Origin of the sequence: Kribbella albertanoniae (assembly GCF_004348455.1) — a bacterium.
In the GTDB taxonomy this organism is placed as follows: Bacteria; Actinomycetota; Actinomycetes; order Propionibacteriales; family Kribbellaceae; genus Kribbella; species Kribbella albertanoniae.
The window spans coordinates 1-23,879 of record NZ_SMKA01000128.1 but is presented as its reverse complement, the minus strand read 5'-3'; the positions used below and the strand labels follow the sequence as shown (position 1 = coordinate 23,879).

Below are 23,879 nucleotides of genomic sequence, written 5' to 3'. Positions count from 1 at the left end.
CCCCACCCCTCCCAGCCTGCGACGGCTGGTGGATCATCCACGCCGACCTGGAAAACCCCGCCGAAGCCACCGCCGCCGTACTCGCCCAAGCCGGCAACGCCGTCGCCCTCTCCCCACCAGAACTGGTAGCCGCCGTACAAACCGCCGCCCAATCCCTCACCAAGCTGCATCCGTGACGGATTGTCGGTGCTCGCTGGTAGACGTGGTGTTCGATATCCAGCGACCGAAGGGGACCGTGATGACCGAGCGACCGCGCGTGGTGATCAACGTGGAAGCCAGCGTCGACGGCAAGGTGGCGCTGACCCGCGACGCGCTTTTGATGCAGCAACCGAGCACGGATCTCTGGGCAGCGATGACACCGCCCGCCGCCGACCCCGCGCCGACCGACATCCTCGAGCTGGTCAGACAGCAGTACGGCTGCAACGCGATCCTCGAAGGTAGCGGCAGCCTGGTCGCCGAATCCGACATCCCGGAGGAGCTCCCGCCGTACGACGGTGACCTCTACGAGCACTTTCTACCGGCGGACATCGTCGGACTTCCGTCGCCGCCGCTCATGTGGTTCACCGTCGTCGACAGCCGCGGACGAGTGCGCTGGACCGAGAAGCACGAGAACTGGGCAGCACTGGTACTTGTGGCGGAGTCCACGCCCGCCGCCTATCTCGCCTACCTCCGCCGCGAACACATCTGCTATCTCGTCGTCGGCCAAGACCGTGTCGACCTGACGCAGGCGATCGCCGCGATGGGTACTCACCTCGGCATCCGCTGCATCTTGTCGTCCGCAGGCGGCGGCCTCAACGGCGCACTACTGCGCGCCGGCCTGATCGACGAGCTCTACGTGACGCTGGCGCCCGCCCTGATCGGCGGTCTCGGCACGCCGTCGATCATGGACGGACCGCCCCTCGCGCTTGGCGAGGCCGCAACCAAACTGCAACTGCTCTCGGTCAACACCGACACCAGCGGCTCCGTTCGGCTCCACTACGCCGTCATCAAGAGCTGATACTTCCTACTCCAGAAGGAATTTTGGGTTGTCGACGACTTCGGGTTCGGGTGGGAGGGTGCGGACCCAGATGTTGACGGTGGTGGGTGGGAGGTTGAAGGAACCGCCGGCGGGGCTTTGGTCGGTGACGATGTTTTCTTCGGCGGAGCTGGTCCACTCCCACACCGTCTTCACGCCGTAGCCTTCGGCTCGGAGGGTGTTGAAGGCATCGACGTGGTTCATGCCGACCACACCCGGTACGCCGAAGAACTCCTCCTGGTTCGCGAATTCGGCGATGTCCGCCCGGCGGAGTACGAACCCCTCCGGCAGGCTCAGGTTCAACCGGGTGGCGGCCTCGTCCAGGACCTCGACAAACCTTACCTGCAAGGCAGAATCGGTCACCTGCCCGACGACCTCCTGCAGTCCGCCGAGCTCCTTGACCTGTCCCGTCAGCACCTCGTCGAGCTGCGGGTCCAGTTCGGCGTACAGGTCCTCACAAATCTCCTCGCCATCTGCCCCGATATGACAGATCCGCCAGTACGACTCCGACATGACTCCCCCTACCTTCGAAAGAACGATGGCCCGAGTCTTCCCGGCAAGCTTCAGCCAGCCTTCAGAACGGTCAGCGGTCTCGTAAGGCGGCCCATTGGCGGAGGCGTTCGGTGATCTGGGATTCGTAGCCGTTGCGGGTGGGCTTGTAGTACGTCTCGCGGTCCATCTCCTCGGGGAAGTAGTCGGCGCCGGAGAAGCCGTCGGTCGTGTCGGGGTCGTACTGATAGTCCTTGCCGTAGCCGAGCTCCTTCATCAGCCGGGTCGGGGCGTTCAGGATGTGGGCCGGCGGCATCAGGGAGCCGGTGCGCTTGGCGGATCGGTGCGCGGCGCCGAAACCGCGGTAGACGGCGATCGATTTGGGGGCAGTGGCGAGATAGACCACAGCCTGCGCGATCGCCAGCTCGCCCTCAGGTGAGCCCAGCCGCTCATAGACGTCCCAGGCCGCGAGCGCCTGCTGAACTGCGTGCGGGTCGGCCATACCGATGTCCTCGTTGGCGAAGCGGAGCAGGCGACGCGCCACGAACAGCGGGTCCTCGCCACCGTCGAGCATGCGAGCCAGCCAGTACAGCGCCGCGTCCGGATCCGAGCCGCGCATCGACTTGTGCAGCGCGGAAATCAGGTTGTAGTGGCCCTCCTGCGCCTTGTCGTACAGCGGTGCACGTTGCTGGACAAGCCGGGTGAGCGCGGCGGTGTCGAGTGGCTCCTCAGTGATGGGCAGGGCCTGGAGTTGTTCGACCATGTTGAGCAGGTAACGGCCATCGCCGTCCGCCATGGCGGTCAAGGCATGGCGTGCGGTCTCGTCCAGCGGCAGGGGACGGCCGGTCAGCTCCTCGGCACGCTCGATCAGCGACTCCAGCGCGGCCTCGTCGAGGCGCCGGAGGACGAAGACCTGGGTGCGGGACAGGAGAGCGCCGTTGAGTTCGAAGCTCGGGTTCTCCGTGGTGGCTCCGACCAGCACGATCGTGCCGTCCTCGACGTACGGCAGAAAGCTGTCCTGCTGAGCACGGTTGAACCGATGGATCTCGTCGACGAACAACAGCGTGCCCTGTCCGACCGTACGCCGCTGCTGGGCCGCGGCGAACACCTTCCTCAGGTCGGCAACCCCGGCGAACGTCGCCGAAACAGGCTCGAAGTGGAGGTTGCTGCGATCGGCGAGCAGCCGCGCGATCGTCGTCTTACCGACACCCGGCGGCCCCCACAGAACCGCGGAGACAAGCCGTTGCTGAGCAACCATCCGCCCGAGCGGAGCCTCGGGAGCAAGCAGATGCTCCTGCCCGACAACCTGGTCAAGCTCCGTCGGCCGCATCCGGTCAGCCAGCGGCCGATGCGGTTCATCCTCGAACATCGGCAGGGTCGGTTCCATCAGACACCCCTACCCGACGGCAAGCCACCGGCAACCAAGTCATACGAGTGCTCCACCGCATCCACCACCATCCGCTCGGTGACTCCCTCACCCGGTCCGATCGAGATCCAGTGCCGCTTGTTGAGGTACCGGCCCGGCGTGATCGACGCATACCCGCGCTGCAGCACCGCGCCGTACTCAGGTTCGCACTTGACCGTGACGATCGGATTCTCCGGATCGTCCGTGACGATCAGAAACACCTTCCCCGAGACCTTGTAGACGTCGAGCGAGTCCACGAACGGCCGGCCCTCACTGACCCCCGGCAGAGCACGGGCCGCGCCCCGAGCCGCGAGCTGAAGCCGCTCCCCCGCCGTACCCGTCGATTCCGTCATGGTTCCATCCTGACCGACACCACCGACAGTCCTGCGATCACCGCATCAGCTGTACGGCGCCTCGTCGTACGGCGGTCCAATCCGTCGCCAGCACGCGTGAGCGGGCTCGGCCCAGCCAGGCGGCGCGATCGCGGTGTTCATTGCGTAGCTGAGTGAGATCCAGCGCTATGCCAGGCGGCGGTGAAGCCTCGACCTCAACGATCCGGGCTTCCATGGCAGCCATCAACGCAGCGTCGAAATCCTTGATCGCGGCAACGAAATCCGCAACGGCGACCGTCGTCCTGAGTGTTCGGGGCTCGGCGAAGTTGGCAGCTGCGTTCCAGTCGAGAATGACCTCATCCCCGATTCGCCAACAGCGCAACGACGGCGATTCCCGAAGGTACCCAAAGTACACAGACCGCGAATCCCACCACGACATCGCCACATCGGCTACATCGGACTCGGTCTCGTTCCAGCTGCTGCCATCTGACTCGACAAACCCAACCAGGTCAGCCGGCACCTCCTCCACCGCCGCCGGCAACACCGCCAGCAGGTCCTCCCACAACCGCACCACGTAGTAATCGACGTACGGAATCTCATAATCAGCCGCAAACCTCAGCAGCCGAACCCCGCCGACCTCGACCCAATACCACCCCTCAGTCAACCCGAACCAGTGCAACTTCAGCTCATCCCGCCCCCAAGGCGCGACCTCCCCCACCGCCCGAAGCTCAAACTGAAACCGAAGCAAGGAACCGTCATCCACCACCAAATTCTCAACCACCTGTCAACGCCAAGCCCCGCAGAATGCTTGGGGTAGCGGACCTCTCGTGTCCGACCCGACCTTCGAGCCGCCAGTGGATGATCCGCCGCTGGGCGGTCGAGTGTGACCTCCGTGCCGCTCTACATCGTTTACCGGCGGCATTCTGCCCACAGTCGAGGCACAGCTGCTCGTGGCGACGCGTCGAGCGAAGCCACCGTGCCGAATGGGTGGGGCGGACCGCCGCCACTCACCAACTTTGCGGGGCCAGGTGGGTTCACGCTCAGCCCCGGGGGCCAGGAGTGGTCAGGAGCGGGTTGGTGAGTGGCGCAGGTCCGCCCACCCGGATCCCGACTACCAGGGTTTCCTCATTGGACCTGTTTCTTATAAGGAGAAACAGCGTGTTTCAGGAAACGTGCACCCCAAACCCTGTCCCGTACAAACGTTGAATCTGAAGACGACTCACCGATGTGCCCGAGCAGCGTGGCCGGCTCATTGCGCGGGTGCTTTGAGGCCGATGCGGTGGCCGTCGGGGTCGAGGACGATGCTGAAGCGCTGCCCCCAGGGCATGTCGGTCGGTGGCTTGACGAGAGTTGCGCCGATGGCGGTCAGCTTGGCGACGACCTCGTCAAGTTGCGCCGGCGACTCGAGTTCGAGGTCCATTTGGGGACCACCCGCGGCCGGTTGCGGCGCGGTCTCGTCCCACCACGCGGCGAATGCGGTCGAGTGCAACACGATGGTGACACCCGTGTTCGTCGAAACCCATGCCTCGGCAACGCCATCCCCATGCCGATTCCGAGCGCTGAAGGTCACTCCCAGGAGCGCATAGAACGCACGGCTCCGCTCGAGATCCGCGACGATGACATTGATTTGAGCGACAGCGACCATCGTCCCAGCGTGCCATGCGCCGAGGCCGTCATCGCTCGGCTGGCCCTTGGCGGAAGCTTCCTTGTGTCTGCGCCCGAGGTGCCAGATAGCCGTTGCCGACCGCCGACCGCGGGCACTGACCAAGCCGGTGGCCGGAAGGCCCGGCATGCCGGGCCGAGCGTCGGCCGGATGTCCAGAGCTCGGTTGGTCAGTGGCGCAGGTCCGGCGTGCCGACCAACGGGCAGTCGTCCCCAACTATCGGCCAACAACTGGGTCGGCACGAGGCGCGGATCACCGCTGGACGAACCACTACCCGTCCATCGGTACACCCCGGCACTGCCGGATGCCCAGGTCGTTGTCATAACTGAACTTCGGAAAGTCTCCCCCGCCATCCGCTCCAGCGGGCCGACCACCTGTCCGTACAGCAGGACAGCAAGGCGCTCAGCCACGGTCGGATCGCGCCGGCTTGAGCCTGCCGGCGGACCATGCGCGTCGGCGGATCTCCGCGCTGTGCTGGTGTTTGTCCATCAACTGTCGCATCGCGTCGAAATCCGGTCCGGCGCGACAACCAGGATCGGCGATTGCACTCGCCTCATCCTCTGCCGGAGCAGACGCGTCAGAACGGAGAACGAGCGACAGGCCGAGAGCCTCCAGCAGACGCAGAATCTGTTCGAGCTCTGCTGCACGATGACCCGCTTCGAACTTGGCCAGCCAAGAGCGAGAAACTCCGGCCCGGCCGGCCAACTCGTGCTGACTCAGCGCCAGCCGCGCACGCTCGGTTTTGACCGTCGCCCCGAACTTGTGCCAGTCGGCAATAGTGATGTCGCGCATTCAGACCTTTCCATTGTCCTCATTCGTGGACATTTCGCCTCTGTCCACGAACGAAGACAATGGCGTCGGCGTCACGCCGACCAACGTGCCCGGCTCATCGCGTGGGGTGCTTTGAGGCCGAGGCCAGTTGAGCGCCATCGAGGTCACCGCCGTACTCGCTGGGGGAGGGTTTGGTCGGCACGTGCGCGACCGACATCGGTCTCGTAGGGATCGACAGCCTCGACGACCCGGTCCAGCGTCCCGAGAACCCGGGCAACATTAAGGAAGACGCCGAGGCCGACCGAGGCGTCCCCGTGCTCGAGTTTGCGCAACGTGTCGCGAGACACCCCGGCCCGATCGGCGACCTGCGCGGCCGTCAGCCCGTTCAACTTACGCCAAGCTGTGAGGTGGGCTCCGAGGTGCTCGGCTGCGAGCCTGCTACGCGCCGGCAATCGGCTGCGAGCCTGCTACGCGCCGGCAATGGGGACCGAGCCATGTCCTCCCCTTGATAAAGGCGCCTCTGCTAGGCGGTAAGGTGTTTAAAGGCGAGCATAGTCGCCGTTAGCAGGAGGTTAGTCTCCAACGGATGGCGGAACGAGCAGGACACGCGCTGCCCTGCGGTACTAGCTGTGCCTGACGGGGAAAGTGCTACAGTTGTAGACGCACGAGGCTGGCTCTCGTGACAGCGAAGCACCGGGAGATTTAGTCCCATCGGTTCAATACCAAGTGCTTCGACTGAAGTGGACGATCCGGGTTCGAACCCCGGCGCCCTCCCTCGTGGAGGGGTCGTAGCTCAATTGGCAGAGCCCCACTTTTTCTTCGGTGGCGGGCCGCGTTGCGGCCCGCCACTTGTCATCTGCGGGCGCGCACGACCCGCATAGCAGAGGCCAGTTCGCCAGCGGTCAGCTTGAGGCTGTTGTAGTGCCGACGCGCCTTGCCAGCCGCTTTTCGTTCCAGCTGGTGTTGGTTCAGGTGGCCACCCTCTTCATCGAGGACGTCCTCGATGACCAGCTCTGCCCAAAGCCCTCGGCCGAGTGAATCTCGCAGGATGACGTTCGCCTGTCGAGCGAGGGACTTGGTCACCGCAAGGGACAGGATGAGTTCTGGGTGACCGAACTGGACCCGGTCGCCGACGGCGATCCCAGCGAGAGACTTCTTCGTAATCCTTACCCACGCGGCCTCCGCGGTCGGGGACCACGAAGCGACTTTGTCGATCAGCGGCTGGTGCGCTCGGCCACCGCTGTGGATGGTGGCGTTCAGCATAAGCCGGAGGGTGTCGAGCTGAGTGATGCTGTCCACGTCGAAGGTCTTGCCTGTCGCGGCCTCAATCGCGTCGTGGAGTACTACGAGCGCTCCTCGGCTCGCACTCGCCGGCGCGGTCCCGTTCCTGGCCAGGAGATCGATACAGGTCTTCAGGAAATCTTCGTGCAGGGCGAGGGCGTACGGGACGCTCATTGCGCCGAGGTGAGTGTCGGCTGACTGCAGAATCGAGAGGGCGGCTTCAGTGCGCAGGTTGAACCGTCGGATGTGAGCGACCCGTGGAAAGACGTCTGGAAGCAGGGTGTCCGACCCCTCGGTGAGCTGCAGGAGGTGCGAGGCCAGTTGGGCGCCGGCGAGCAGCCCCATCATCGCGTTGCTGGCATCCTGGCGCTGCGCCTCGAACGCACGGTACTGGGCGAAGCGCACGATCCCAGCAGTCACCTGTTTCCCTTTCAGCTATTCCAGAGATGCCTCTTAAGTGCCCGCTTTCACCCGCGGCTCTCAGCTGCGCGCTGGCAAGGCTGCAGGCCCGAGCCATGTGCTGCCGGCGCTCCAACATTCGGCAGCCGACGGATCGCTCAGCCAGATCACAGGCAGCCCGCCTCGCGGGCAGCCCGCCTCGCGGGCAGTGCGCCGGACGCGCCAAAGGCAGTCGCCGCCGGAGGCGGTGTCCTTCAGAGGCCGGAGGTGCTTAGACGTTGAAGCGGAACTCGACTACGTCGCCGTCTTGCATGGTGTAGTCCTTGCCTTCCATGCGGACTTTGCCGGCGGCGCGGGCGGCGGTCATGGTGCCGGCGGTGAGGAGGTCGTCGAAGGAGACGATCTCGGCCTTGATGAAGCCGCGCTGGAAGTCGGTGTGGATGACGCCGGCTGCTTCGGGGGCGGTGGCGCCGACCTTGATGGTCCAGGCCCGGGCTTCTTTGGGGCCGGCGGTGAGGTAGGTCTGGAGGCCGAGGGTGTCGAAGCCTACGCGGGCGAGGACGTCGAGGCCGGGCTCTTCGATGCCCATTTCGGTGAGCATCTCGCGGGCTTCGTCCTCGTCGCCGAGTTCGACGAGTTCGGCCTCGAACTTGGCGTCGAGGAAGATCGCCTCGGCGGGGGCGACCAGGTCGCGCATCTGCTGCTTCAGGGGCTCGTCGGCGAGTTCGTCGGCGTCGCAGTTGAAGACGAAGATGTACGGCTTGGCGGTCATCAGCATGAGTTCGCGGATGGCGTCGCGGTCGACGTTCGTGGCGATGATCGGCGTACCGGCCTCGAGGTGCTTCTGGGCTTCGCGGACGGCTTCGAGGGTGACCGCGGCCTCCTTCTTGAGGCGGGTCTCCTTCTCCAGCCGCGGGATCGCCTTCTCGACGGTCTGCAGGTCGGCGAGGATCAGCTCGGTCTGGATCGTCGAGATGTCGTCGGCGGGTGAGACCTTGCCGTCGACGTGGGTGACGTCGTCGTCGCGGAAGACGCGGGTGACCTGGCAGATGGCGTCGGACTCGCGGATGTGGCTGAGGAACTTGTTGCCCAGGCCCTCACCCTCCGAGGCGCCGCGGACGATGCCGGCGATGTCGACGAACTGGACGGTGGCCGGGATCGTCTTGGCGGAGTTGTAGAGCCCGGCGAGCTTGTCCAGGCGTGCGTCCGGTACGCCGACGACCCCGACGTTCGGCTCGATCGTCGCGAACGGGTAGTTCGCCGCGAGCACGTTGTTCTTGGTCAGCGCGTTGAAGAGCGTGGACTTGCCCGCGTTGGGGAGCCCGACGATTCCGATGGTGAGTGCCACGGGCGTCAAGAGTACGCGGGTCGGGGCGATTGACCCCAATTCAGATCAGGAAGGACTCCAGTTCGGCGTCGTACCAGCGCGAAGTACGGCCCAGTGAACGCATGCCGAGGCGGCGGCAGACGGCGAGCGAGGCGACGTTGTCGGGGCGGACGACCGCGTAGATCTGGGACAGTCCGGCGGTGAAGCCGTGCCGGATCGCGCCGCGCGCCGCCTCCGTGGCCAGGCCGCGACCCCAGGCGTCGGGGTGGAAGTGCCACCCGACCTCCACCTCACCTTGCGCCGCCGTACCGTCGGAGGGTTCGGGCAGCGGGACCAGCAGCACGGTCCCGGCAACGGTCTCGGTTGCGCGCTCGTACACGGCCCAGATCCCGTACGGCGGGTTCTGGTTCTGCTGGTTCCAGCGGTCGATCACGCGGTTCGCGCTGTCGCGGTCGGCCATCACCTTCGGGTCCGCGCCGAGCCAGCGCGCGACCTCCCAGCGCCGGTAGATGTCGAACACCCGGTCACCGTCGGCGGCCGCCCAGTCGCGTACGACCAGCCGGTCCGTCTCGTAGACCACCTTCGGTTCCATGGCTGCACCTCCCCATCGAATCTCGATAGGTATCCGGTCGAACCAGTCGGGGGCAAGTAACGTCTCCAGTCTGTGACCAGTTGGAGAAAGCTCGCCGCGGAACGCTCACGCTTCGTGTTCGGTTGCCTGCAGTTCCTGCGGTTCGGCCTGCTCGAACTGGTCTCCTGTCTCTTCCCGGCGTTCCTCTTCGCCGGTCTCGCGATCTCCAAGTACGTCGACCTGCCGATCGCCCGGTACGACGCCCTGCTGATCTACTGCCTGGCCCTGACGTTGCTGTTCTGGGTGGTGCGCCTGGAGACCTGGCGCGAGGTCGCCGTCATCTTCGGGTTCCACCTGGTCGGCCTCGGGCTGGAGCTCTTCAAGGTCCGGATCGGCTCCTGGCAGTACCCAGGTGACGCGGTCACGAAGGTCGGCGGCGTACCGCTCTTCGCCGGTTTCATGTACGCCGCGGTCGGCAGCTACATCTGCCAGGCCTGGCGGCGGTTCGATCTCCGGGTCAGTGGATATCGCCCGGTCGCGACCACGATCCTCGCCGTACTGATCTATGCGAACTTCTTCACCCATCACTGGATCCCCGATCTGCGGATCCCGATCGCCCTCGCACTGCTGTGGGTGCTGCGCGGGACCTGGGTGTTCTTCACCGTCGGAGTACGGCGCTATCGGATGCCGCTCGCGGTGTCGTTCGGGCTGATCGGCTTCTTCTTGTGGATCGCGGAGAACTTCGGCACGTTCCTCGATGCGTGGAACTATCCGGACCAGGTCGACGTGTGGCGGCTCGTGCATCCGGCGAAGTTCGGCGCGTGGGCGTTGCTGGTCAGCATGAGCTTCGTGCTGGTCGCAAGTGTCAAGGCACTCGAGGGCAGGCTCTATCACCGCGGTGCGCCGGCAACCGTGGCGACGCCACGTGCGACTGAGGTCACAACGCCTTCAGATACAGGCGATCGTGAAGCTGCTGAGACCTCACCGCAACACGAGGATGCCAACCACAGCAGGGGTTGAGGCGTCTTCTCACTGTGAGGCTCCTGAGGGGGAGCAACTGGGGAACATCCGCCTGCTGAAGAGGAGCATCATCATGTCCCGAAGGTTCGCCGCATTCATCGCGACCGGGGTGGCGATGGTGATCGTCGCCGGTGCGTTGCTGGTCCTGGCGACGGGACACGAACGCCAGCCGAAGCCGACCGCCGCGAGCACACAGACGTCACCGCCACCGAACAACGCACCGGCCAGCGAGCCGTCCGGTCAGCCGACCCAGACGCCGAGCACGCCGCCGTCGACGCCGGGCAAGCCCGCTGCTGATCCGACCGCGAGCCTGGTGAAGGACAAGAACAAGAAGGTCCTGTTCTTCAGTTTCGACGACGGCCCCGATCCGTACTGGACGCCGAAGATCCTGCAGGTGCTGGCGAAACACAACGCCCACGCGACCTTCTTCCAGCTCGGCAAGATGGAGGCCGAGCACCCGGGACTGCGTGAACAAGTGCTTGCCTCCGGCAACGCTATCGGCAGTCACTCGATCTCGCACCCGCAGCTGACCGCGATCTCGGCGGCCGAGCGGCACCGCCAGATCTTCGACGGACCGAAGTCCACCTGCTTCCGCCCGCCGTACGGCGCGAGCAACCCGAAGGTCCGCGCGGACATCAAGGCGGCCGGCATGGTCGAGGTGCTCTGGGACGTCGACCCGCGCGACTGGGCCCGGCCCGGAGTCAACGCGATCGTCCAGAACATCATGAACAACGCACACAACCACAACATCATCCTGATGCACGACGGCGGTGGTGACCGCGGGCAGACCGTGCACGCGCTCGACAAGGCGCTCACGTTGCTGGCCGCGAAGGGCTACTCCTTCCTCGCGATGGACTGCAAGCAGCCCTGACCAAAGGTGCTCTCGGCAACCGCCTGACCTCCGATGGGGTCAAGCGGTTGCCGTTGGCAAGAGATCAGCCGGCCTGGGGCGGGGCCAGCGGCGGATGGTTGGGCGTGTCGGAGATTGGCCAGCGGCGGATGGGCTCCTGGTCGTCGGCCACGAGGAACTCCGGTGCGGTCAACGGCCGAACCGATGCCTCGATCGACTCCATCGCGGTGAGCTCGGCCTCGGTGACGTGCAGGTCGCGGAGCTTGCGGGCGGTGATGAAGACCCGCCGCTCGAACGACCCGACCGTCCCGTTGTAGGCCTCGACCGCAGACGTCAGCGATCGGCCGACGCGGCCCAGGTGGTCGCCCATCACCGAGAGCCGGTCGTACAGCTCGCGGCCGAGCTCGAAGACCTGTTGGGCGGACTCGGTCAGCGCCGACTGGTTCCACGCGTACGCCGCCGCACGCAAGGTCGCGATCAACGTCGTCGGCGTCGCCAGGATCACCCGACGCTCAGCCGCATACTCCAGCAGCGAAGGCTCCACATCGAGCGCCGCGGACAGGAACGACTCCCCCGGCACAAACAGGATCACGAACTCCGGCGACGGCGACAACCGCGTCCAGTAAGCCTTCGCGGCCAACTGGTCGACATGGATCCGCAGATGCCGGGCATGCGCCCGCAACCTGTCCTCCTGGAAATCCGGGTCGTCGGACTCCGCCGCCTCCAGGAACGCCGCCAACGGCACCTTGGAGTCGACCACCAGATTCTTGCCCTCGGCCAGCCGTACGACGAGGTCCGGCCGCAGCAGCCCGTCCTCGCCGGAGCCGGACGTGCTCGTCTGCTCGGTGAAGTCGCAGTGCGCGACCATCCCGGCCAGCTCGACCGTCCGCCGCAGGTGCATCTCGCCCCAGCGCCCGCGGACCTGAGGTTTTCGGAGCGCGGTCGACAAGGACGCGGTCTCGCGGCGCAGCGCCTCGCCGCTCATCCGCACCTCGTTGACCTGTTGGTGCAACTGGCTCTGCCAAGCCGCCCGGCCCTGCTCCAGCTGATTCAGCTGGGCGTGCAGCCGGTCGAGCGCCTCCTTGACCACAGCCTGGCCGCCCATCTGCTGCCCGACGGCCGTCCGCTCCTGGGTCAGCTCGACGACCCGATCCTCGGCCGCATCCCGCTCGGCGGTGATCCGGGCGAGCGCGGCGCCATCGCGGCCGCGCGCCCAGAGCACTCCGCCGCCCGCTCCCAGCAGCAAACCCACCACCAGGAACAACAGCACCAGTAATACCGTCGCGCCACTCATGTCACAGATGGTGCCGGACACCACCGACAGTTTTGGTTCACCTACCCGGTGTGGTCCGGCGATCTGTGAAAATCACCCGTTCCGACGGGCGCGATACTCGAGATCGGCGTCGATCGGGCGCATCACGGCGGCCACCGCCGCGATCGCCTCGGCGAGCGTCTTGCCCGCCTCGATCGCGTCGTCGAACGCCTTGTCCGCGCGCGCACGCTCATCCTCCGTCTGGACGCCGTACCGCAGCGACCAGATCGCCTGCCGGCGAACCTCCTGCCGGGTGGCGGCGCCTTCGTTCTTGATCTGCTGCATCAGGTTCTCGTACTGCCCCACGGTGAACAGCTCCTTCGGTGTCGTGCTGGCGGCTGCGAACAAAGCGGTGGTACTGATGCCCCCCGGGTCCCCGTGATTATTACCGGGAATATGGCTGTGGCCGTAATGACCGCCCCGGTTCAGCCAGATGGTCCGGCTGCGGGGTGACTCGGGCTCGTTGTGCGGCGGATCGGCGATGAAGCGCGGCGGCGGCCCGGCGGGCCAGACGTCCTTGATTCCCCAGGACCGCACCGCGGCCATGAAGGCCCGGTAGTTCTTCCCAGGCTTCCAGTAGCTGGTGAACGGCTTCGCGGCGCGGCCGATCACCTCGATCTGGATGCAGACCTGGCCGACCCGGTTGGTCAGCGTCGAGCCGTCGTTGCGCAACGCCCGGCCGCCGACGTCCAGCGGCATGAACTGACCCAGCCGGTCGGTCAGCGGGTCGTAGAGAACCTGCGGTTCGGCGGACTTGTTCTTCAGGACCCGGATCATCGACGACCAGACGGCCGACGTACCGGGATCAGCCTCGGTGGTGTGCCAGACCACCCGGGGCGGTGCGTTCGAGGTGATGTTTCCCCCGGGCGCGGACGGCGTTATCCGTTCCGCTCCGGGGATCCAGATCGTGCCTGCCATTGCTTCCCTTCCTCACTGAGTGATCTGGTCGACCCGAGCTTGATGATCTCCCGCTGGCAGCGACATCGCATGTCGGAGGGCGGCGGAGGGCGGAGACTCGTGGGCGACGCAGCGTGCTCGACGGATCACACATTGCTATTGGATCAAGTTGGCGCTGAGGGATCAAGGTGGCGGGAATCCGACAGCGGTGAGCGGTTGACAGCGTGGGGTGAACTCACGGGAGTATGAGAGCGCTCTCAGACCACCACGGACGGCGCCCTCCCGTCCCTCGCCGCCCGTGTGCTTCGCCTTCTCCCTGGGACAGATCTGAGGAGGAACAAGTGCGCAAAAGACTCCATCTCCCGGCGATCGTCGCGGCTCTGGTGACCGCGGCCGGTCTGCTCACCGTCGGCAGCAGCACACCGGCAGCGGCCGTTCCGGCCACCATTCCACTGAAAATCAGCAACAACTCGGGCCGTGGTGACGCCCTCTACATCTACAACCTCGGTACCAACCTGGCCACCGGCCAGCAGGGCTGGGCCGACTCGGCCGGCAACTTCCACGCCTGGCCGGCCGGTGGCAATCCACCTACCCCGGCACCCGACGCGTCAATCCCCGGACCGGCCAACGGCCAATCCATCACGATACGGATGCCGAAGTTCTCCGGGCGCGTGTATTTCTCTTACGGGCAGAAATTGGTGTTCAAACTGACCACCGGCGGCCTGGTGCAGCCCGCCGTACAGAATCCGTCGGACCCGAACCGCAACATCCTGTTCAGCTGGTCGGAGTACACGCTGAACGACTCCGGTCTGTGGATCAACAGCACGCAGGTCGACATGTTCTCGGTCCCGTACGCCGTCGGCGTGCAACCCACCGGCGGCACCACCAAGACCACCGGGCACCTGAAACCCGGCGGCTACAACGCCTTCTTCAACTCGCTCCGCAGCCAGCCCGGCTGGGGTGGCCTGATCCAGACGGCACCGAACGGCAGCACCCTCCGCGCGCTGTCTCCCTTGTACGGCGTGGAAACCGGCGGACTGCCGGCGAACGCGATGGACGACTACGTCAACCGGGTGTGGTCGAAGTACAGCTCGCAGACGCTGACCGTGACACCGTTCGCCAACCAGCCGAACACCAAGTACTTCGGTCGCGTCTCCGGCAACACGATGAACTTCACCAACAGCTCGGGCCAGACGGTCACGTCGTTCCAGAAGCCTGACTCGGCCAGCATCTTCGGCTGCTTCAAACTCCTCGACGCACCGAACGACCTGGTCCGCGGCCCGATCTCGCGCACGCTCTGCGCGGGCTACAACCGGTCGACGCTGCTGGTGAACCCGAACCAGCCCGACGCGAACAACGCGAACTTCTACCAGGACAGCGTGACCAACCAGTACTCGAAGAAGGTCCACCAGCAGATGGTGGACGGTAAGGCGTACGGCTTCGCCTTCGACGACGTCGGCGCGCACGAGGCCCTCGTCCACGACGGCAACCCGGCCCAGGCCTTCCTGACGCTGGATCCCTTCAACTAAAAGCCGATCCCACTATTGGCGCTCGACCTGTACACGTCGAGCGCCGATAGTGGACGGATGGTGAACGCGCCCGTCGATCCCCGCGCCCTCGAAGCCTCGCTGCGCCCGCACGGCGAATCCGTCATGCTGCCGCAGGCCGCCTACACCGATCCGGCCGTACTCGCTTGGGAACGGCGACACTTCTTCGCCGGTAGCTGGACCTGCCTCGGCCGCGTGGCCGAGTTGTCGGCCAGTACGCACCAGGAGCTGACAATCGGCGACATCAGCGTCCTGCTGACGTTCAGCGATCGGCCCCGAGCGTTCGCGAACACCTGCCGGCATCGCGGTCACGAGCTCCTGCAACGAGGCGAATCGAGTGACCGCCGGTCCGTGGTTTGCCCGTACCACGGCTGGTCGTACGAACTCACCGGCGCCGTGAAGGCCGCGCCCCGAATGGGCGCGTCGTTCGACCCAGCGCCGTACGGGCTGGTCGAACTGCCGGCCGAGGTCTGGCTGGGGTGGCTGTTCGTGAATGCGACCGGTACGGCGACCGCATTCGCCGACCACATCGGCGGGCTGACGGACCTCGTTGCGCCGTATGCGCCGGAGAGCCTGGTCCTCAAGGCCAGACACCAGTACGACGTCGCCTCGAACTGGAAGACGGTCGTGGAGAACTACCACGAGTGCTACCACTGCCCGCTGATCCATCCCGAGCTGTGCAAGGTGTCACCGCCGACCTCGGGCGACAACTGGAACCTGCCGGGCGCCTGGGTCGGCGGCCTGATGGACCTGCGCCCCGAGGCCGAGACGATGTCACTCGACGGTCGCTCGTACGGCGTCCTGCTGCCGGGCGTGGATCCGCGCCGGGTGAACTATCTCGGCCTGTTCCCGAACCTGCTCATCTCACTGCACCCCGATTACGTGATGACGCACCGGATGGAACCGCGCTCGCCAGGGCTGACGGCGATCGAGTGCTCCTGGTATTTCCCGGCCGAGGTGCAGGACCCGTCGTACGCGGTGGAGTTCTGGGACGTCACGAATCGCGAGGACTGGGCCGCCTGCGAGTCGGTGCAGCGTGGCGCCGAGTCGCCGCACTTCCGGCCCGGTCCGCTGGCTCCCGCGGAGGACGCCGTCTACCAATGGGTGACGATGATCGCCCGCGGGTACCTGGGGAAACCGTTGAGTCAGTAGCCGACGGTGAACCGGCCGCGGTTGTTCGCCGGCTTCTCGAACTCGTCGAGTACGGCGATCGCGAAGTCCTCGGCCGAGATGTTGTCGCCGACCGGCTCGTCCTGCCCGAGGCGGAAGGTGCCGGTGCGCTCGCCCGGCTGGATCACGAACGGCGGGTGCAGCATCGTCCAGTTCACGCTCTCGTCGGTGGCGCGCAGCGCCTCGAGGCCCTGGGCAACCGTCAGCGACTCCGGCCGGTACTCGGCCGGGAAGTCCGGGCCGTCGAGCACGCGCTGCCCGCCGATGGTCAGTCCACCGGCGCCACCCACGACCAGCAGGCGGGTCTCGGTACCGCGGACGGCCGCGATCAGGTTGTCGACCGCGTCGAGGTAGTCCTGGTGGTCACCACCCGTACGGCTCGGGCCGAGTGCCACGGCGACCACATCCGCGTCGCCGACGATCTCCTTGACCGATGCGACGTCGTTCGCGCTGGCCTGGACGCTCTGTACGCCGGCCGGGAGGTCGGCGCCGGAGCGGGTCACACCGGTGACCTCGTGCCCACGAGCCGCCGCCTCGGCCACGATCCGGCTACCGACCATGCCACTCGCGCCATAGACCGCGATCTTCATGCTGATTCCCTCCAGATGGATGAACTCTCAACTTGCTGCCGATAGTATCCATTGGTAACTGGCTACTTCAACGTGCTATAAGTACCTTGTGGTAACCAATGAGCAGTACGCACGCGGCGACCTCTTCAATCCCCAGTGCGGGACACGAGTGGTTCTGGACCGCATCGGCGACAAGTGGACCGCTCTGGCGGTGCTGCTGCTGCAGCACGGCCCGCTGCGTTTCACCGAGCTACGCGACGGCATCGGCAGCGTCGCGCCCAAGGTGCTCACCCAGACGCTGCGCCGGCTGGAGCGCGACGGCCTGGTCACCCGCGAGGTCTTCGCCGAGGTCCCGCCCCGCGTGGTCTACACGCTCACCCCGATGGGCAGCTCACTGATCAAGCCGCTCACCGCGGTCAGCGAGTGGGCCGAGGAGCACATCGTCGCGATCAACCACGCCCAGGCCGAGTACGACGCGGGCGTGTGAACGGTTAGCTAGAGCGTCCAGGCGTGGTCGGAGGTGCCGGTGGTCGGGCGGCCGGCGGCCTTCAGGTCTGCCCGGAGGTCCTTCGGCAGGGCGAAGGTGAGGCTCTCCTCGGCGGTGGTGATCTCCTGGACGTCGGCGTACCCACGCTCGGCGAGCCAGCGCAGTACGTCGCGGACCAGGATCTCCGGCACACTCGCGCCACTGCTCAGACCGACCGACTCGACCCCGTCGAGCCACTTCTCGTCGATCTCGGCGGCGTAGTCGACCAGGTAACCGGTCTTGGCGCCGTACTCGAGGGCGACCTCGACGAGGCGGACCGAGTTCGACGAGTTGCGGGAGCCGACGACCAGCATCAGGTCGACCTCGGGCGCCATCTTCTTGACCGCGACCTGGCGGTTCTGGGTGGCGTAGCAGATGTCGTCGCTCGGCGGGTCCTGGAGCAGCGGGAACTTCTCCCGCAGCCGCCGCACGGTCTCCATCGTCTCGTCGACCGACAGCGTGGTCTGGGACAGCCAGACGACCTTCTCCGGGTCCCGCACGGTGACGTTGGGTACGTCGTCCGGTCCGTCCACGATCGTGGTGTGCTGCGGCGCCTCACCGTGGGTCCCGACGACCTCTTCGTGGCCCTCGTGACCGATCAGCAGGATGTCGAAATCGGTCGCGGCGAACCGCTTCGCCTCGTGGTGCACCTTCGTCACCAGCGGGCAGGTCGCGTCGATCGTCTTCAACTGCCGCGCCGCCGCCTCCGCATGCACGACCGGGGACACCCCGTGGGCGGAGAAAATCACCGTCTCGCCCTCAGGAACCTCGTCGGTCTCGTCCACGAAGATCGCACCCCGGTCGGTCAGGGTCTCCACGACATACTTGTTGTGGACGATCTCCTTCCGCACATAGACCGGTGCGCCGTACAGGTCGAGGGCCTTCTCGACCGCCACGACCGCCCGGTCCACGCCGGCGCAGTACCCCCGGGGAGCGGCCAGCAGCACCCGCTTCGTCGCCACGGCGGTCGTCGTACCAGTGTCTTCAGGCTGGGCAGTCACAACCCCCATGGTACGGGGCGCGAATCAGCGCCTCCGGAGCCGCACCAACTGCGAAACCGCCAGCAAACAGGTGCAGATCGCGACTGCCAGCGCGGCATCCCCGAACGAAGTGAGCTCCGGACGCGGACTCCCGGTCCCCGGCCTTGTGAGCAGCATCACGGCGATCAACCCCGACAGTACGGCGATCGCCACCGGGATCCACGCGGTCACCTGCCGGCGGAAACTCGCGTAACCCAGCAGCGCGATCAGCCCACCCATCAGGACGGCGCCCATCGCCGCCGGATTCCCCGAGCCGCGGCCGGCCATCTCCCAGACCGTCCCGTACTCGTCAGCCGGCAGGATCGGCTGGAACGACAACACCATCGCGACCACAGCCAGCGGCGCGTACAGCCGCGCGTATCCCTCATTCACAGTCCATGTTGTACCAGGGGCCGGGCTCGAACCGGCGACCTCACCCTTATGAGGGGTGCGCGCTGACCAACTGCGCCACCCTGGCTAGTTGCTGAAGGCAAACATCCAGTACGTCGAGGAGCCGTCCGCCCTGTCCGGACGGCTCCCCCAGGAGGTGTTCTTCGCCTCAAGAATGCGCCGGATCGCCATTGTCCGCAAAGGAATTTCGGATCGCCCGGAAGTCGTCCGGGGTCAGACCGGTACGACCGTCGACAGGCCACACGACCTGGTGAGCTCCGGGAAAGTACGCGACATCCGCGTCCCCCACCCCGTCATCAACCCAGACGAACGAGCGATCGCCCACCCACTCCGCGACGTACGGCGTCTTCCAGGAACGGCCCGGTATCGGCGTACGGTCCGGCCAGAGGATGGTCGGCAGCTGCGGTAGGCCCAGGAGCGGCGACAGCAGTCGATTGGCCCCGTGCTCCCAACTGCTGGCCCAGACCAGGTCGAAAGTCGCTGCCAGCGCACGTAATTCCACCCCGTGGTGCGGATTGAGGTGCACCACCCAGCTCTTCGTCCCCTCGGCGATCTCGTGCCGGAGGTAGCCGGGTGGAGGCGGTTTGGTGTGTGGGTTCAGCGGGCCGTCGAAGTCCAGCAGGAGGAGGGGGCGCATGGGTCAGGGCTTGCGGTAGGTGAGGACTGCGACACCGCTTTCGTAGACCTGGTGGTCGGTGAGCTCGAGGCGACGGACGGCGAACGTGTCCGTGGTGAACAGTTTGATGCCCGCACCGATCACCACCGGATTGACCTTGATCACCAGGCGGTCGATCTCCGGCCAGAGCGTCTCGGCGAGGCCGCCACCGCCACACAGCCAGATGCCGAGGCCGTCCTCAGCCTTGAGTTCACGAACCCGCTCGACCGGATCGGTTGCGACGAACTCGACCGTCGGGTCCGGGCTCGCTGCGAGTGTGCGGGTGAAGACGAGGTTCCGGAGCCGCGGGTAGGCGTTGGTGTGGCCGTGTTCGACGCCGAGCTCCCAGGTCTTGCGGCCCATCAGGACGGTGTCGAAGACCCGGTTCTCCGCATCGATTCCGAGTGCGTCCCGGACCGCGCCAGGCAGTGTCTCCGGGTACGCCGTCAGGAGCGGAAGGGAGTGATCCCCCTGGGACAGGAAGAAGCCGCCGGGGCTGATGTCGGTCGGATCCCCGCCGCCCGGATCAGCGACGTACCCGTCGAGTGTTGACGCGATGAAGTAGGTCAGTTCACGCATGGATCCATCATCGCCCGCCCCGGACCAGGCGGGGTGCGGGGTTTTGTCGGCGGAGGGCCGTAGGGTCTGGGGGTGGCTTTGGAGACCTCCCCGGATGCGCCTGCAGCCGTTCGCACGATTGCGAACGGCATTGCGAGCTGGATCAATCAGCTCGGCGCGGTCTGGGTCGAGGGACAGCTGACCGACGTGTCGATCGGGCGTGGGACAACGACCGTGTTCGGCACCCTGCGCGACACCGACGCGGACATCTCGTTGCGATTCACCTGCAACCGACGGGTGTTCGAGGCAGTCGACCCACCGGTGACGGACGGGTCGCGCGTGGTCGTCAACGCCAAGCCGAACTTCTTCGCCCGCCGTGGCACGCTCGCGCTCGCGGTCAGCGAGATCAGGCATGTCGGGATCGGCGAGCTGCTGGCGCGGATCGAGCGGCTCAAGCAACTGCTCGCCGCCGAAGGGTTGTTCGCGGCCCACCGTAAGAAGCGATTGCCGTTCCTGCCGCACACGATCGGGCTGATCTGCGGGCGGGATTCGGCCGCAGAGCGCGACGTACTGGAGAACGCGAAGCGGCGCTGGCCGGCGGTCGCGTTCCGGATCGAGTATGCGTCTGTGCAAGGACCGGCGGCGGCCGGCGAGGTCATGCAGGCGCTGCGGAAGCTGGACGGCGACGAGTCGGTCGAGGTGATCGTGATCGCGCGCGGCGGCGGTTCGCTGGAGGATCTGCTGCCGTTCTCCGACGAAGGGCTGATCCGTGCGGTCTCCCAGGCGCGGACCCCGATCGTGAGCGCCATCGGCCACGAGCCGGACTCTCCGCTGCTCGACCTGGTCGCCGACCTCCGCGCGTCGACCCCGACCGATGCCGCGAAGCGGATCGTGCCGGACGTGCGCGAGGAGCTGGACGGCGTGCGCCTGCTGCGCGACCGCGGCCTGCGCGCCATCACCAGCTGGCTGGACCGCGAGGCGCACGCCCTGGCCGCGATCCGCAGCCGCCCGGCCCTGGCCGCGCCCGACTCGGGCATCCAGCGGCGCTCGGACGAGATCACCGCGCTGATCGACCGCAGCCGCCGTACTCTCACTCATCGTTTGGACCGCGCCGCCGACGACATCGCGCATCGCCTGGCGAGCGTCCGCGCCCTGTCCCCCAAGGCCACGCTGGAGCGCGGCTACTCCGTCCTCCAGCTCGCCGACGGCACGGCCGTCCGAGAACTGGCGCAGGTCGCAGCCGGCGACGTACTGCAAGCACGAGTCACCGACGGCCGATTCGCCGTGGAAGTCCAGCCCGAGGAGAAGAAGTGACGACCGAACGACCCGAGATTTCTTACGAGCAGGCACGGGAAGAGCTCGTCGAGGTCGTCCGCAAGCTCGAAGCCGGCGGCACCACCCTCGAGGAGTCGCTGGCCCTCTGGGAGCGCGGCGAGACCCTCGCCACCACCTGCCAGTCCTGGCTCGAAGGCGCCCGCGAACGCCTGACCAAAGCCCAGGAAGCCACCGAAGCAAAGACCAAGTGATCCGCCTTTGCTAGTGCGAGCTGCGCTGGCGGGCGACCTGCTCGGCGCTGCTGAGGCACGAGTCGCTAGTTGGCGAGCGGCGTTCGCCGGCATCGTGCCGCGGGACTTTCTCGACGGCATGGACGCTGAGGCCATCGCCACGTCTTGGGCGGGGAGCATCGCCGCTGGACGATCACGCCTGTACGTCGCCTTGGTCGCCGGCCGCGTCGTCGGGTACGCCGGGGTCGGGCCGGAGCGGGATCCGCGCGCACCGGCGAATACGGGTGAGCTGTATGCGCTCTACGTCCACCCGGATCACTGGGGCACTGGAGCCGGCCGAGCACTGACCGACGCCGCGCTGGCGGACCTTCGCAGTACTGGCTGCACGGCGGTGTGGTTGTGGGTGCTGGAGGCGAATGCGCGGGGTCGGCGGTTTTATGCGCAGTACGGGTTCACGGAGACGACGGATCGGACGTACTCGTCGTTGGGCGACCTGCCGGAGCTCAGGTTGTCAGTAGGGCTCTAGCGATCGCCTCCGTGCCTGTTTTGAGGCGGTCCAGGGCGAAGCCGCGGTTGCGGAGGGACTGGTGGAGGTCGGCAGCCAGCGGGGCCAGGAGAACGTGGGCGGTGTGATCGGCGTCGAGGGTGGGGCGGGCTTGCTCGACCAGGTGGGCCAGGTGGCGGTGCCAGAGGTTGTAGGAACCGATGCGGTAGCGGGCGCCGTCGGAGGCGTTTTCGCTGTCCATGAAGAGCTCGACGTGGCGGTCGAGGAGATCCAGGTACGCCGTGAGGAACGCGACCACGCGGTCGACCGCGGGAGCGCCGGGGCCTAGCGGGGGTGGGCCGGTCAGGATCTTGGCCTGGAGTTCTTGTTCGCGTTCGTCCAGGAGCGCGACAGCCAGGCCGGCGCGGTCGCCGAAGCGGCGGAAGACCGTTCCTTTGCCGACGCCTGCTTCGGCGGCGATCGCGTCGAGCGACACGTTCTTCACGCCGTACTCGGTGAAGAGGCGGTCGGCTGCCTCCAGTACGCGGAGGCGGTTGCGCCGGGCGTCCGCGCGTTCGGGGCGCGGGGTGCCGACGACCGGCAGCTCTCGTTGCGAAACGGACTGCGGTCCGTTACTGTCGCTCATAAGACGGACTGTAGTCCGCTAGAGCCTGTGGAGGAAGCATGAGCCACCCCGTCACCCAGCGCGCCCTGGCAGCCTGATGGCCTGGCTCATCCTGCTCGCCGCCGCTGCCTTCGAGATCGCCTTCGCCGTCAGCATGAAACCCAGCGAGGGCTTCACCCGCCTCTGGCCGACCCTCGGCGTCCTCGTCTTCGGCATCACCTCGGTCTACCTCCTCGGCCGAACCCTCGACCGCCTCCCCCTCGGCACCGCCTACGCCATCTGGACCGGCCTCGGCTCGGTAGGCGTGGTCACCCTCGGCATCATCCTGTTCAACGAACAACTCACCCCCACCCGCCTGGCCTGCATAGCCCTCATAGTCACCGGCGTCATAGGCCTCCGCCTAGCCGGCACCACCTAACCCACCTCGCAGACGGTCAAACCGTGCGCAGGTCGCCGACGTGCACCACCTTGTGCACCCACCAACCACGCGCCGACCGCGACGACGATCGACCCGTGCCCAAGGTCACCCGCGGAGCACCTTGAGCACCCACCAACCACAACTCGCGCCCGCAGCCGGCCGAACCGTGCCCAACGTCGCAGCCGACCACCACCTCGAGCACCCATCGACCACGTTTCAGGCGCGGCAATGGTCGAACCGTGCCCAACGTCGTACGAGCGGTGGGTGCACTGGGTGGCTCGGCAGCGGCCGGGGCGGATGTGGAGCGTGCGGGCGGACCCCCAGGCCATCACAACTGGCCGCCCAGCGGCGTTCCCCGCCTGGGCATGCGGTCGGCGTTCAGTTGTGATGGCGTGCAGGTCCGGACCCGCACCACCCACCAACAGCCCCGAAGCCCGGCCTGCGGGGCTGCCGCTGAGCGTGGGTCCGGTGTTCATCTGCACGTTGGACGGTGGTGGCGGTCCGCGGAGAGCGATCACCCGGAGCATCCGTACACGACCGGTCCGCTAGGCCCCTCCCCGCCGCCGGAGGAGCGGTCGCGCGGGGGCGGTGGATCGGCGCACACGGTCGAACCGTGCTCAAGGCCCACGGCACGCGGCACCTTGAGCGCCCCTCGACCATGTTGGAGGCGCAGGGATGGTCGAGCGGTGCCCAAGGTCGGGGCAGGCGGCACCTTGAGCACCCATCGACCACGTTGGAGGCGCAGAGATGGTCGAACCGTGCCCAAGGCCCCGGGCAGGCGGCACCTTGAGCACCCATCGACCACGTCGGCGGCGCAGAGATGGTCGAACCGTGCCCAAGGCCCCGGGCAGGCGGCACCTTGAGCACCCATCGACCACGTCGGCGACGCAGAGATGGTCGAACCGTGCCCAAGGCCCGGGCAGGCAGCACCTTGAGCGCCCATCGACCACGGCGGCGGCGCAGAGATGGTCGAGCGGTGCTCAACGTCGGGGGCAGGCGGCACCTTGAGTGCCCGTCGACCAGGTTGGGGGCGCGGGGATGGGTGAGCGGTGCTCAAGGT

The 23,879-nt window shown here is 66.8% G+C and carries 29 protein-coding genes and 1 tRNA gene; 11 read left to right on the top strand and 19 right to left on the bottom strand.

What is annotated here, in order from left to right; translation table 11 throughout:
* Positions 1 to 32 precede the first annotated feature (32 nt).
* Both E1261_RS47250 and E1261_RS24870 read left to right on the top strand, forming a co-directional pair.
* A complete protein-coding gene (locus E1261_RS47250) occupies positions 33 to 176 on the top strand; it encodes a hypothetical protein (RefSeq protein ID WP_476703271.1) in 144 nt (47 codons plus the stop codon).
* Positions 177 to 238: 62 nt separating this feature from the next.
* A complete protein-coding gene (locus E1261_RS24870; protein WP_132410453.1) occupies positions 239 to 997 on the top strand; it encodes a RibD family protein in 759 nt (252 codons plus the stop codon).
* 6 nt (positions 998 to 1,003) lie between these two features.
* Here the strand turns inward: E1261_RS24870 and E1261_RS24865 are convergent, their stop codons facing one another.
* The 10 genes from E1261_RS24865 to E1261_RS24820 all read right to left on the bottom strand — a co-directional run bounded on the left by E1261_RS24865 (position 1,004) and on the right by E1261_RS24820 (position 9,274).
* Entirely contained in the window at positions 1,004 to 1,528 is a 525-nt protein-coding gene (locus E1261_RS24865) for a PASTA domain-containing protein (RefSeq protein ID WP_132410451.1), read from the bottom strand.
* A gap of 70 nt (positions 1,529 to 1,598) precedes the next feature.
* Positions 1,599 to 2,891 (bottom strand): replication-associated recombination protein A, encoded by a 1,293-nt coding sequence (locus E1261_RS24860; protein WP_132410449.1) that lies wholly within the window; start codon positions 2,889 to 2,891, stop codon positions 1,599 to 1,601.
* Positions 2,891 to 3,262, bottom strand: a complete 372-nt coding sequence (locus E1261_RS24855; protein WP_132410447.1) for an MmcQ/YjbR family DNA-binding protein — start codon at positions 3,260 to 3,262, stop codon at positions 2,891 to 2,893. Before E1261_RS24855 ends, E1261_RS24860 begins: the two co-directional genes overlap by 1 nt.
* 37 nt (positions 3,263 to 3,299) lie before the next feature.
* Positions 3,300 to 4,004 (bottom strand): DUF5984 family protein, encoded by a 705-nt coding sequence (locus E1261_RS24850; protein ID WP_272948610.1) that lies wholly within the window; start codon positions 4,002 to 4,004, stop codon positions 3,300 to 3,302.
* A gap of 486 nt (positions 4,005 to 4,490) precedes the next feature.
* Positions 4,491 to 4,886 (bottom strand): VOC family protein, encoded by a 396-nt coding sequence (locus E1261_RS24845; protein WP_165952643.1) that lies wholly within the window; start codon positions 4,884 to 4,886, stop codon positions 4,491 to 4,493.
* Between the two features lie 420 nt (positions 4,887 to 5,306).
* A complete protein-coding gene (locus E1261_RS24840) occupies positions 5,307 to 5,696 on the bottom strand; it encodes a helix-turn-helix domain-containing protein (RefSeq protein ID WP_132410443.1) in 390 nt (129 codons plus the stop codon).
* A 143-nt stretch (positions 5,697 to 5,839) separates the two neighbouring features.
* Positions 5,840 to 6,127 carry a helix-turn-helix domain-containing protein gene (locus tag E1261_RS24835; protein ID WP_132410442.1) on the bottom strand — a complete coding sequence of 96 codons (288 nt, stop codon included), beginning with the start codon at positions 6,125 to 6,127 and terminating at the stop codon, positions 5,840 to 5,842.
* A 400-nt stretch (positions 6,128 to 6,527) separates the two neighbouring features.
* A complete protein-coding gene (locus E1261_RS24830; RefSeq protein WP_132410440.1) occupies positions 6,528 to 7,376 on the bottom strand; it encodes a hypothetical protein in 849 nt (282 codons plus the stop codon).
* 250 nt (positions 7,377 to 7,626) lie between these two features.
* Positions 7,627 to 8,703: a redox-regulated ATPase YchF gene (ychF, locus tag E1261_RS24825; protein ID WP_132410438.1), complete on the bottom strand. Its 1,077-nt coding sequence runs from the start codon at positions 8,701 to 8,703 to the stop codon at positions 7,627 to 7,629.
* 40 nt (positions 8,704 to 8,743) lie between these two features.
* Entirely contained in the window at positions 8,744 to 9,274 is a 531-nt protein-coding gene (locus tag E1261_RS24820) for a GNAT family N-acetyltransferase (RefSeq protein WP_132410436.1), read from the bottom strand.
* Positions 9,275 to 9,346: 72 nt separating this feature from the next.
* On the opposite strand from E1261_RS24820, the gene E1261_RS24815 reads away from it, so the two are divergent.
* Both E1261_RS24815 and E1261_RS24810 read left to right on the top strand, forming a co-directional pair.
* The gene (locus E1261_RS24815; protein WP_238176407.1) at positions 9,347 to 10,273 is read left to right on the top strand and encodes a DUF817 domain-containing protein; all 927 of its coding nucleotides are present in this window, start codon (positions 9,347 to 9,349) and stop codon (positions 10,271 to 10,273) included.
* Positions 10,274 to 10,346: 73 nt separating this feature from the next.
* Positions 10,347 to 11,144: a polysaccharide deacetylase family protein gene (locus tag E1261_RS24810; protein WP_132410434.1), complete on the top strand. Its 798-nt coding sequence runs from the start codon at positions 10,347 to 10,349 to the stop codon at positions 11,142 to 11,144.
* Positions 11,145 to 11,208: 64 nt separating this feature from the next.
* Here E1261_RS24810 and E1261_RS24805 read toward each other — a convergent pair whose 3' ends face one another.
* On the bottom strand, positions 11,209 to 12,417 hold the full coding sequence (locus E1261_RS24805) for a DNA recombination protein RmuC (RefSeq protein ID WP_238176406.1): 1,209 nt from the start codon (positions 12,415 to 12,417) through the stop codon (positions 11,209 to 11,211).
* A 72-nt stretch (positions 12,418 to 12,489) separates the two neighbouring features.
* Positions 12,490 to 13,353 (bottom strand): hypothetical protein, encoded by an 864-nt coding sequence (locus tag E1261_RS24800; RefSeq protein WP_132410432.1) that lies wholly within the window; start codon positions 13,351 to 13,353, stop codon positions 12,490 to 12,492.
* A 320-nt stretch (positions 13,354 to 13,673) separates the two neighbouring features.
* Between E1261_RS24800 and E1261_RS24795 the strand changes: the two genes are divergently transcribed.
* Positions 13,674 to 14,861: a glycoside hydrolase family 64 protein gene (locus tag E1261_RS24795; RefSeq protein ID WP_132410430.1), complete on the top strand. Its 1,188-nt coding sequence runs from the start codon at positions 13,674 to 13,676 to the stop codon at positions 14,859 to 14,861.
* Positions 14,862 to 14,918: 57 nt separating this feature from the next.
* Entirely contained in the window at positions 14,919 to 16,031 is a 1,113-nt protein-coding gene (locus E1261_RS24790) for an aromatic ring-hydroxylating oxygenase subunit alpha (protein WP_132410428.1), read from the top strand.
* On the opposite strand, the gene E1261_RS24785 is transcribed toward E1261_RS24790, so the two are convergent.
* Positions 16,025 to 16,639 (bottom strand): NAD(P)-dependent oxidoreductase, encoded by a 615-nt coding sequence (locus E1261_RS24785; RefSeq protein ID WP_132410426.1) that lies wholly within the window; start codon positions 16,637 to 16,639, stop codon positions 16,025 to 16,027. The genes E1261_RS24790 and E1261_RS24785 overlap by 7 nt on opposite strands.
* Before the next feature lie 88 nt (positions 16,640 to 16,727).
* Here E1261_RS24785 and E1261_RS24780 point away from each other — a divergent pair, with 88 nt between their 5' ends.
* Positions 16,728 to 17,105, top strand: coding sequence for a winged helix-turn-helix transcriptional regulator (locus E1261_RS24780; RefSeq protein ID WP_132410424.1), 378 nt, complete (start codon positions 16,728 to 16,730; stop codon positions 17,103 to 17,105).
* An 8-nt stretch (positions 17,106 to 17,113) separates the two neighbouring features.
* On the opposite strand, the gene E1261_RS24775 is transcribed toward E1261_RS24780, so the two are convergent.
* The 5 genes from E1261_RS24775 to E1261_RS24755 form a co-directional block, all read right to left on the bottom strand.
* Positions 17,114 to 18,154, bottom strand: coding sequence for a 4-hydroxy-3-methylbut-2-enyl diphosphate reductase (locus E1261_RS24775; protein ID WP_132410422.1), 1,041 nt, complete (start codon positions 18,152 to 18,154; stop codon positions 17,114 to 17,116).
* A 15-nt stretch (positions 18,155 to 18,169) separates the two neighbouring features.
* The gene (locus tag E1261_RS24770; RefSeq protein WP_132410420.1) at positions 18,170 to 18,556 is read right to left on the bottom strand and encodes a hypothetical protein; all 387 of its coding nucleotides are present in this window, start codon (positions 18,554 to 18,556) and stop codon (positions 18,170 to 18,172) included.
* Positions 18,557 to 18,567: 11 nt separating this feature from the next.
* Positions 18,568 to 18,641 (bottom strand) — tRNA-Met (locus E1261_RS24765).
* An 81-nt stretch (positions 18,642 to 18,722) separates the two neighbouring features.
* On the bottom strand, positions 18,723 to 19,211 hold the full coding sequence (locus tag E1261_RS24760) for an HAD domain-containing protein (protein WP_132410418.1): 489 nt from the start codon (positions 19,209 to 19,211) through the stop codon (positions 18,723 to 18,725).
* Between the two features lie 3 nt (positions 19,212 to 19,214).
* On the bottom strand, positions 19,215 to 19,808 hold the full coding sequence (locus E1261_RS24755; protein ID WP_132410416.1) for a dihydrofolate reductase family protein: 594 nt from the start codon (positions 19,806 to 19,808) through the stop codon (positions 19,215 to 19,217).
* A gap of 72 nt (positions 19,809 to 19,880) precedes the next feature.
* On the opposite strand from E1261_RS24755, the gene xseA reads away from it, so the two are divergent.
* The 3 genes from xseA to E1261_RS24740 are packed head-to-tail and all read left to right on the top strand — an operon-like array spanning position 19,881 to position 21,818.
* Positions 19,881 to 21,101 carry an exodeoxyribonuclease VII large subunit gene (xseA, locus tag E1261_RS24750; RefSeq protein WP_132410414.1) on the top strand — a complete coding sequence of 407 codons (1,221 nt, stop codon included), beginning with the start codon at positions 19,881 to 19,883 and terminating at the stop codon, positions 21,099 to 21,101.
* Positions 21,098 to 21,313 carry an exodeoxyribonuclease VII small subunit gene (locus E1261_RS24745; protein ID WP_132410412.1) on the top strand — a complete coding sequence of 72 codons (216 nt, stop codon included), beginning with the start codon at positions 21,098 to 21,100 and terminating at the stop codon, positions 21,311 to 21,313. Before xseA ends, E1261_RS24745 begins: the two co-directional genes overlap by 4 nt.
* Positions 21,314 to 21,326: 13 nt before the next feature.
* Positions 21,327 to 21,818, top strand: coding sequence for a GNAT family N-acetyltransferase (locus E1261_RS24740; RefSeq protein ID WP_132410410.1), 492 nt, complete (start codon positions 21,327 to 21,329; stop codon positions 21,816 to 21,818).
* On the opposite strand, the gene E1261_RS24735 is transcribed toward E1261_RS24740, so the two are convergent.
* On the bottom strand, positions 21,796 to 22,422 hold the full coding sequence (locus E1261_RS24735) for a TetR/AcrR family transcriptional regulator (RefSeq protein WP_132410408.1): 627 nt from the start codon (positions 22,420 to 22,422) through the stop codon (positions 21,796 to 21,798). The two genes, E1261_RS24740 and E1261_RS24735, sit on opposite strands and share 23 nt — an antisense overlap.
* A 76-nt stretch (positions 22,423 to 22,498) precedes the next feature.
* Between E1261_RS24735 and E1261_RS24730 the strand changes: the two genes are divergently transcribed.
* Entirely contained in the window at positions 22,499 to 22,819 is a 321-nt protein-coding gene (locus tag E1261_RS24730) for a DMT family transporter (RefSeq protein ID WP_132410406.1), read from the top strand.
* The last annotated feature ends 1,060 nt before the right edge of the window (positions 22,820 to 23,879 follow it).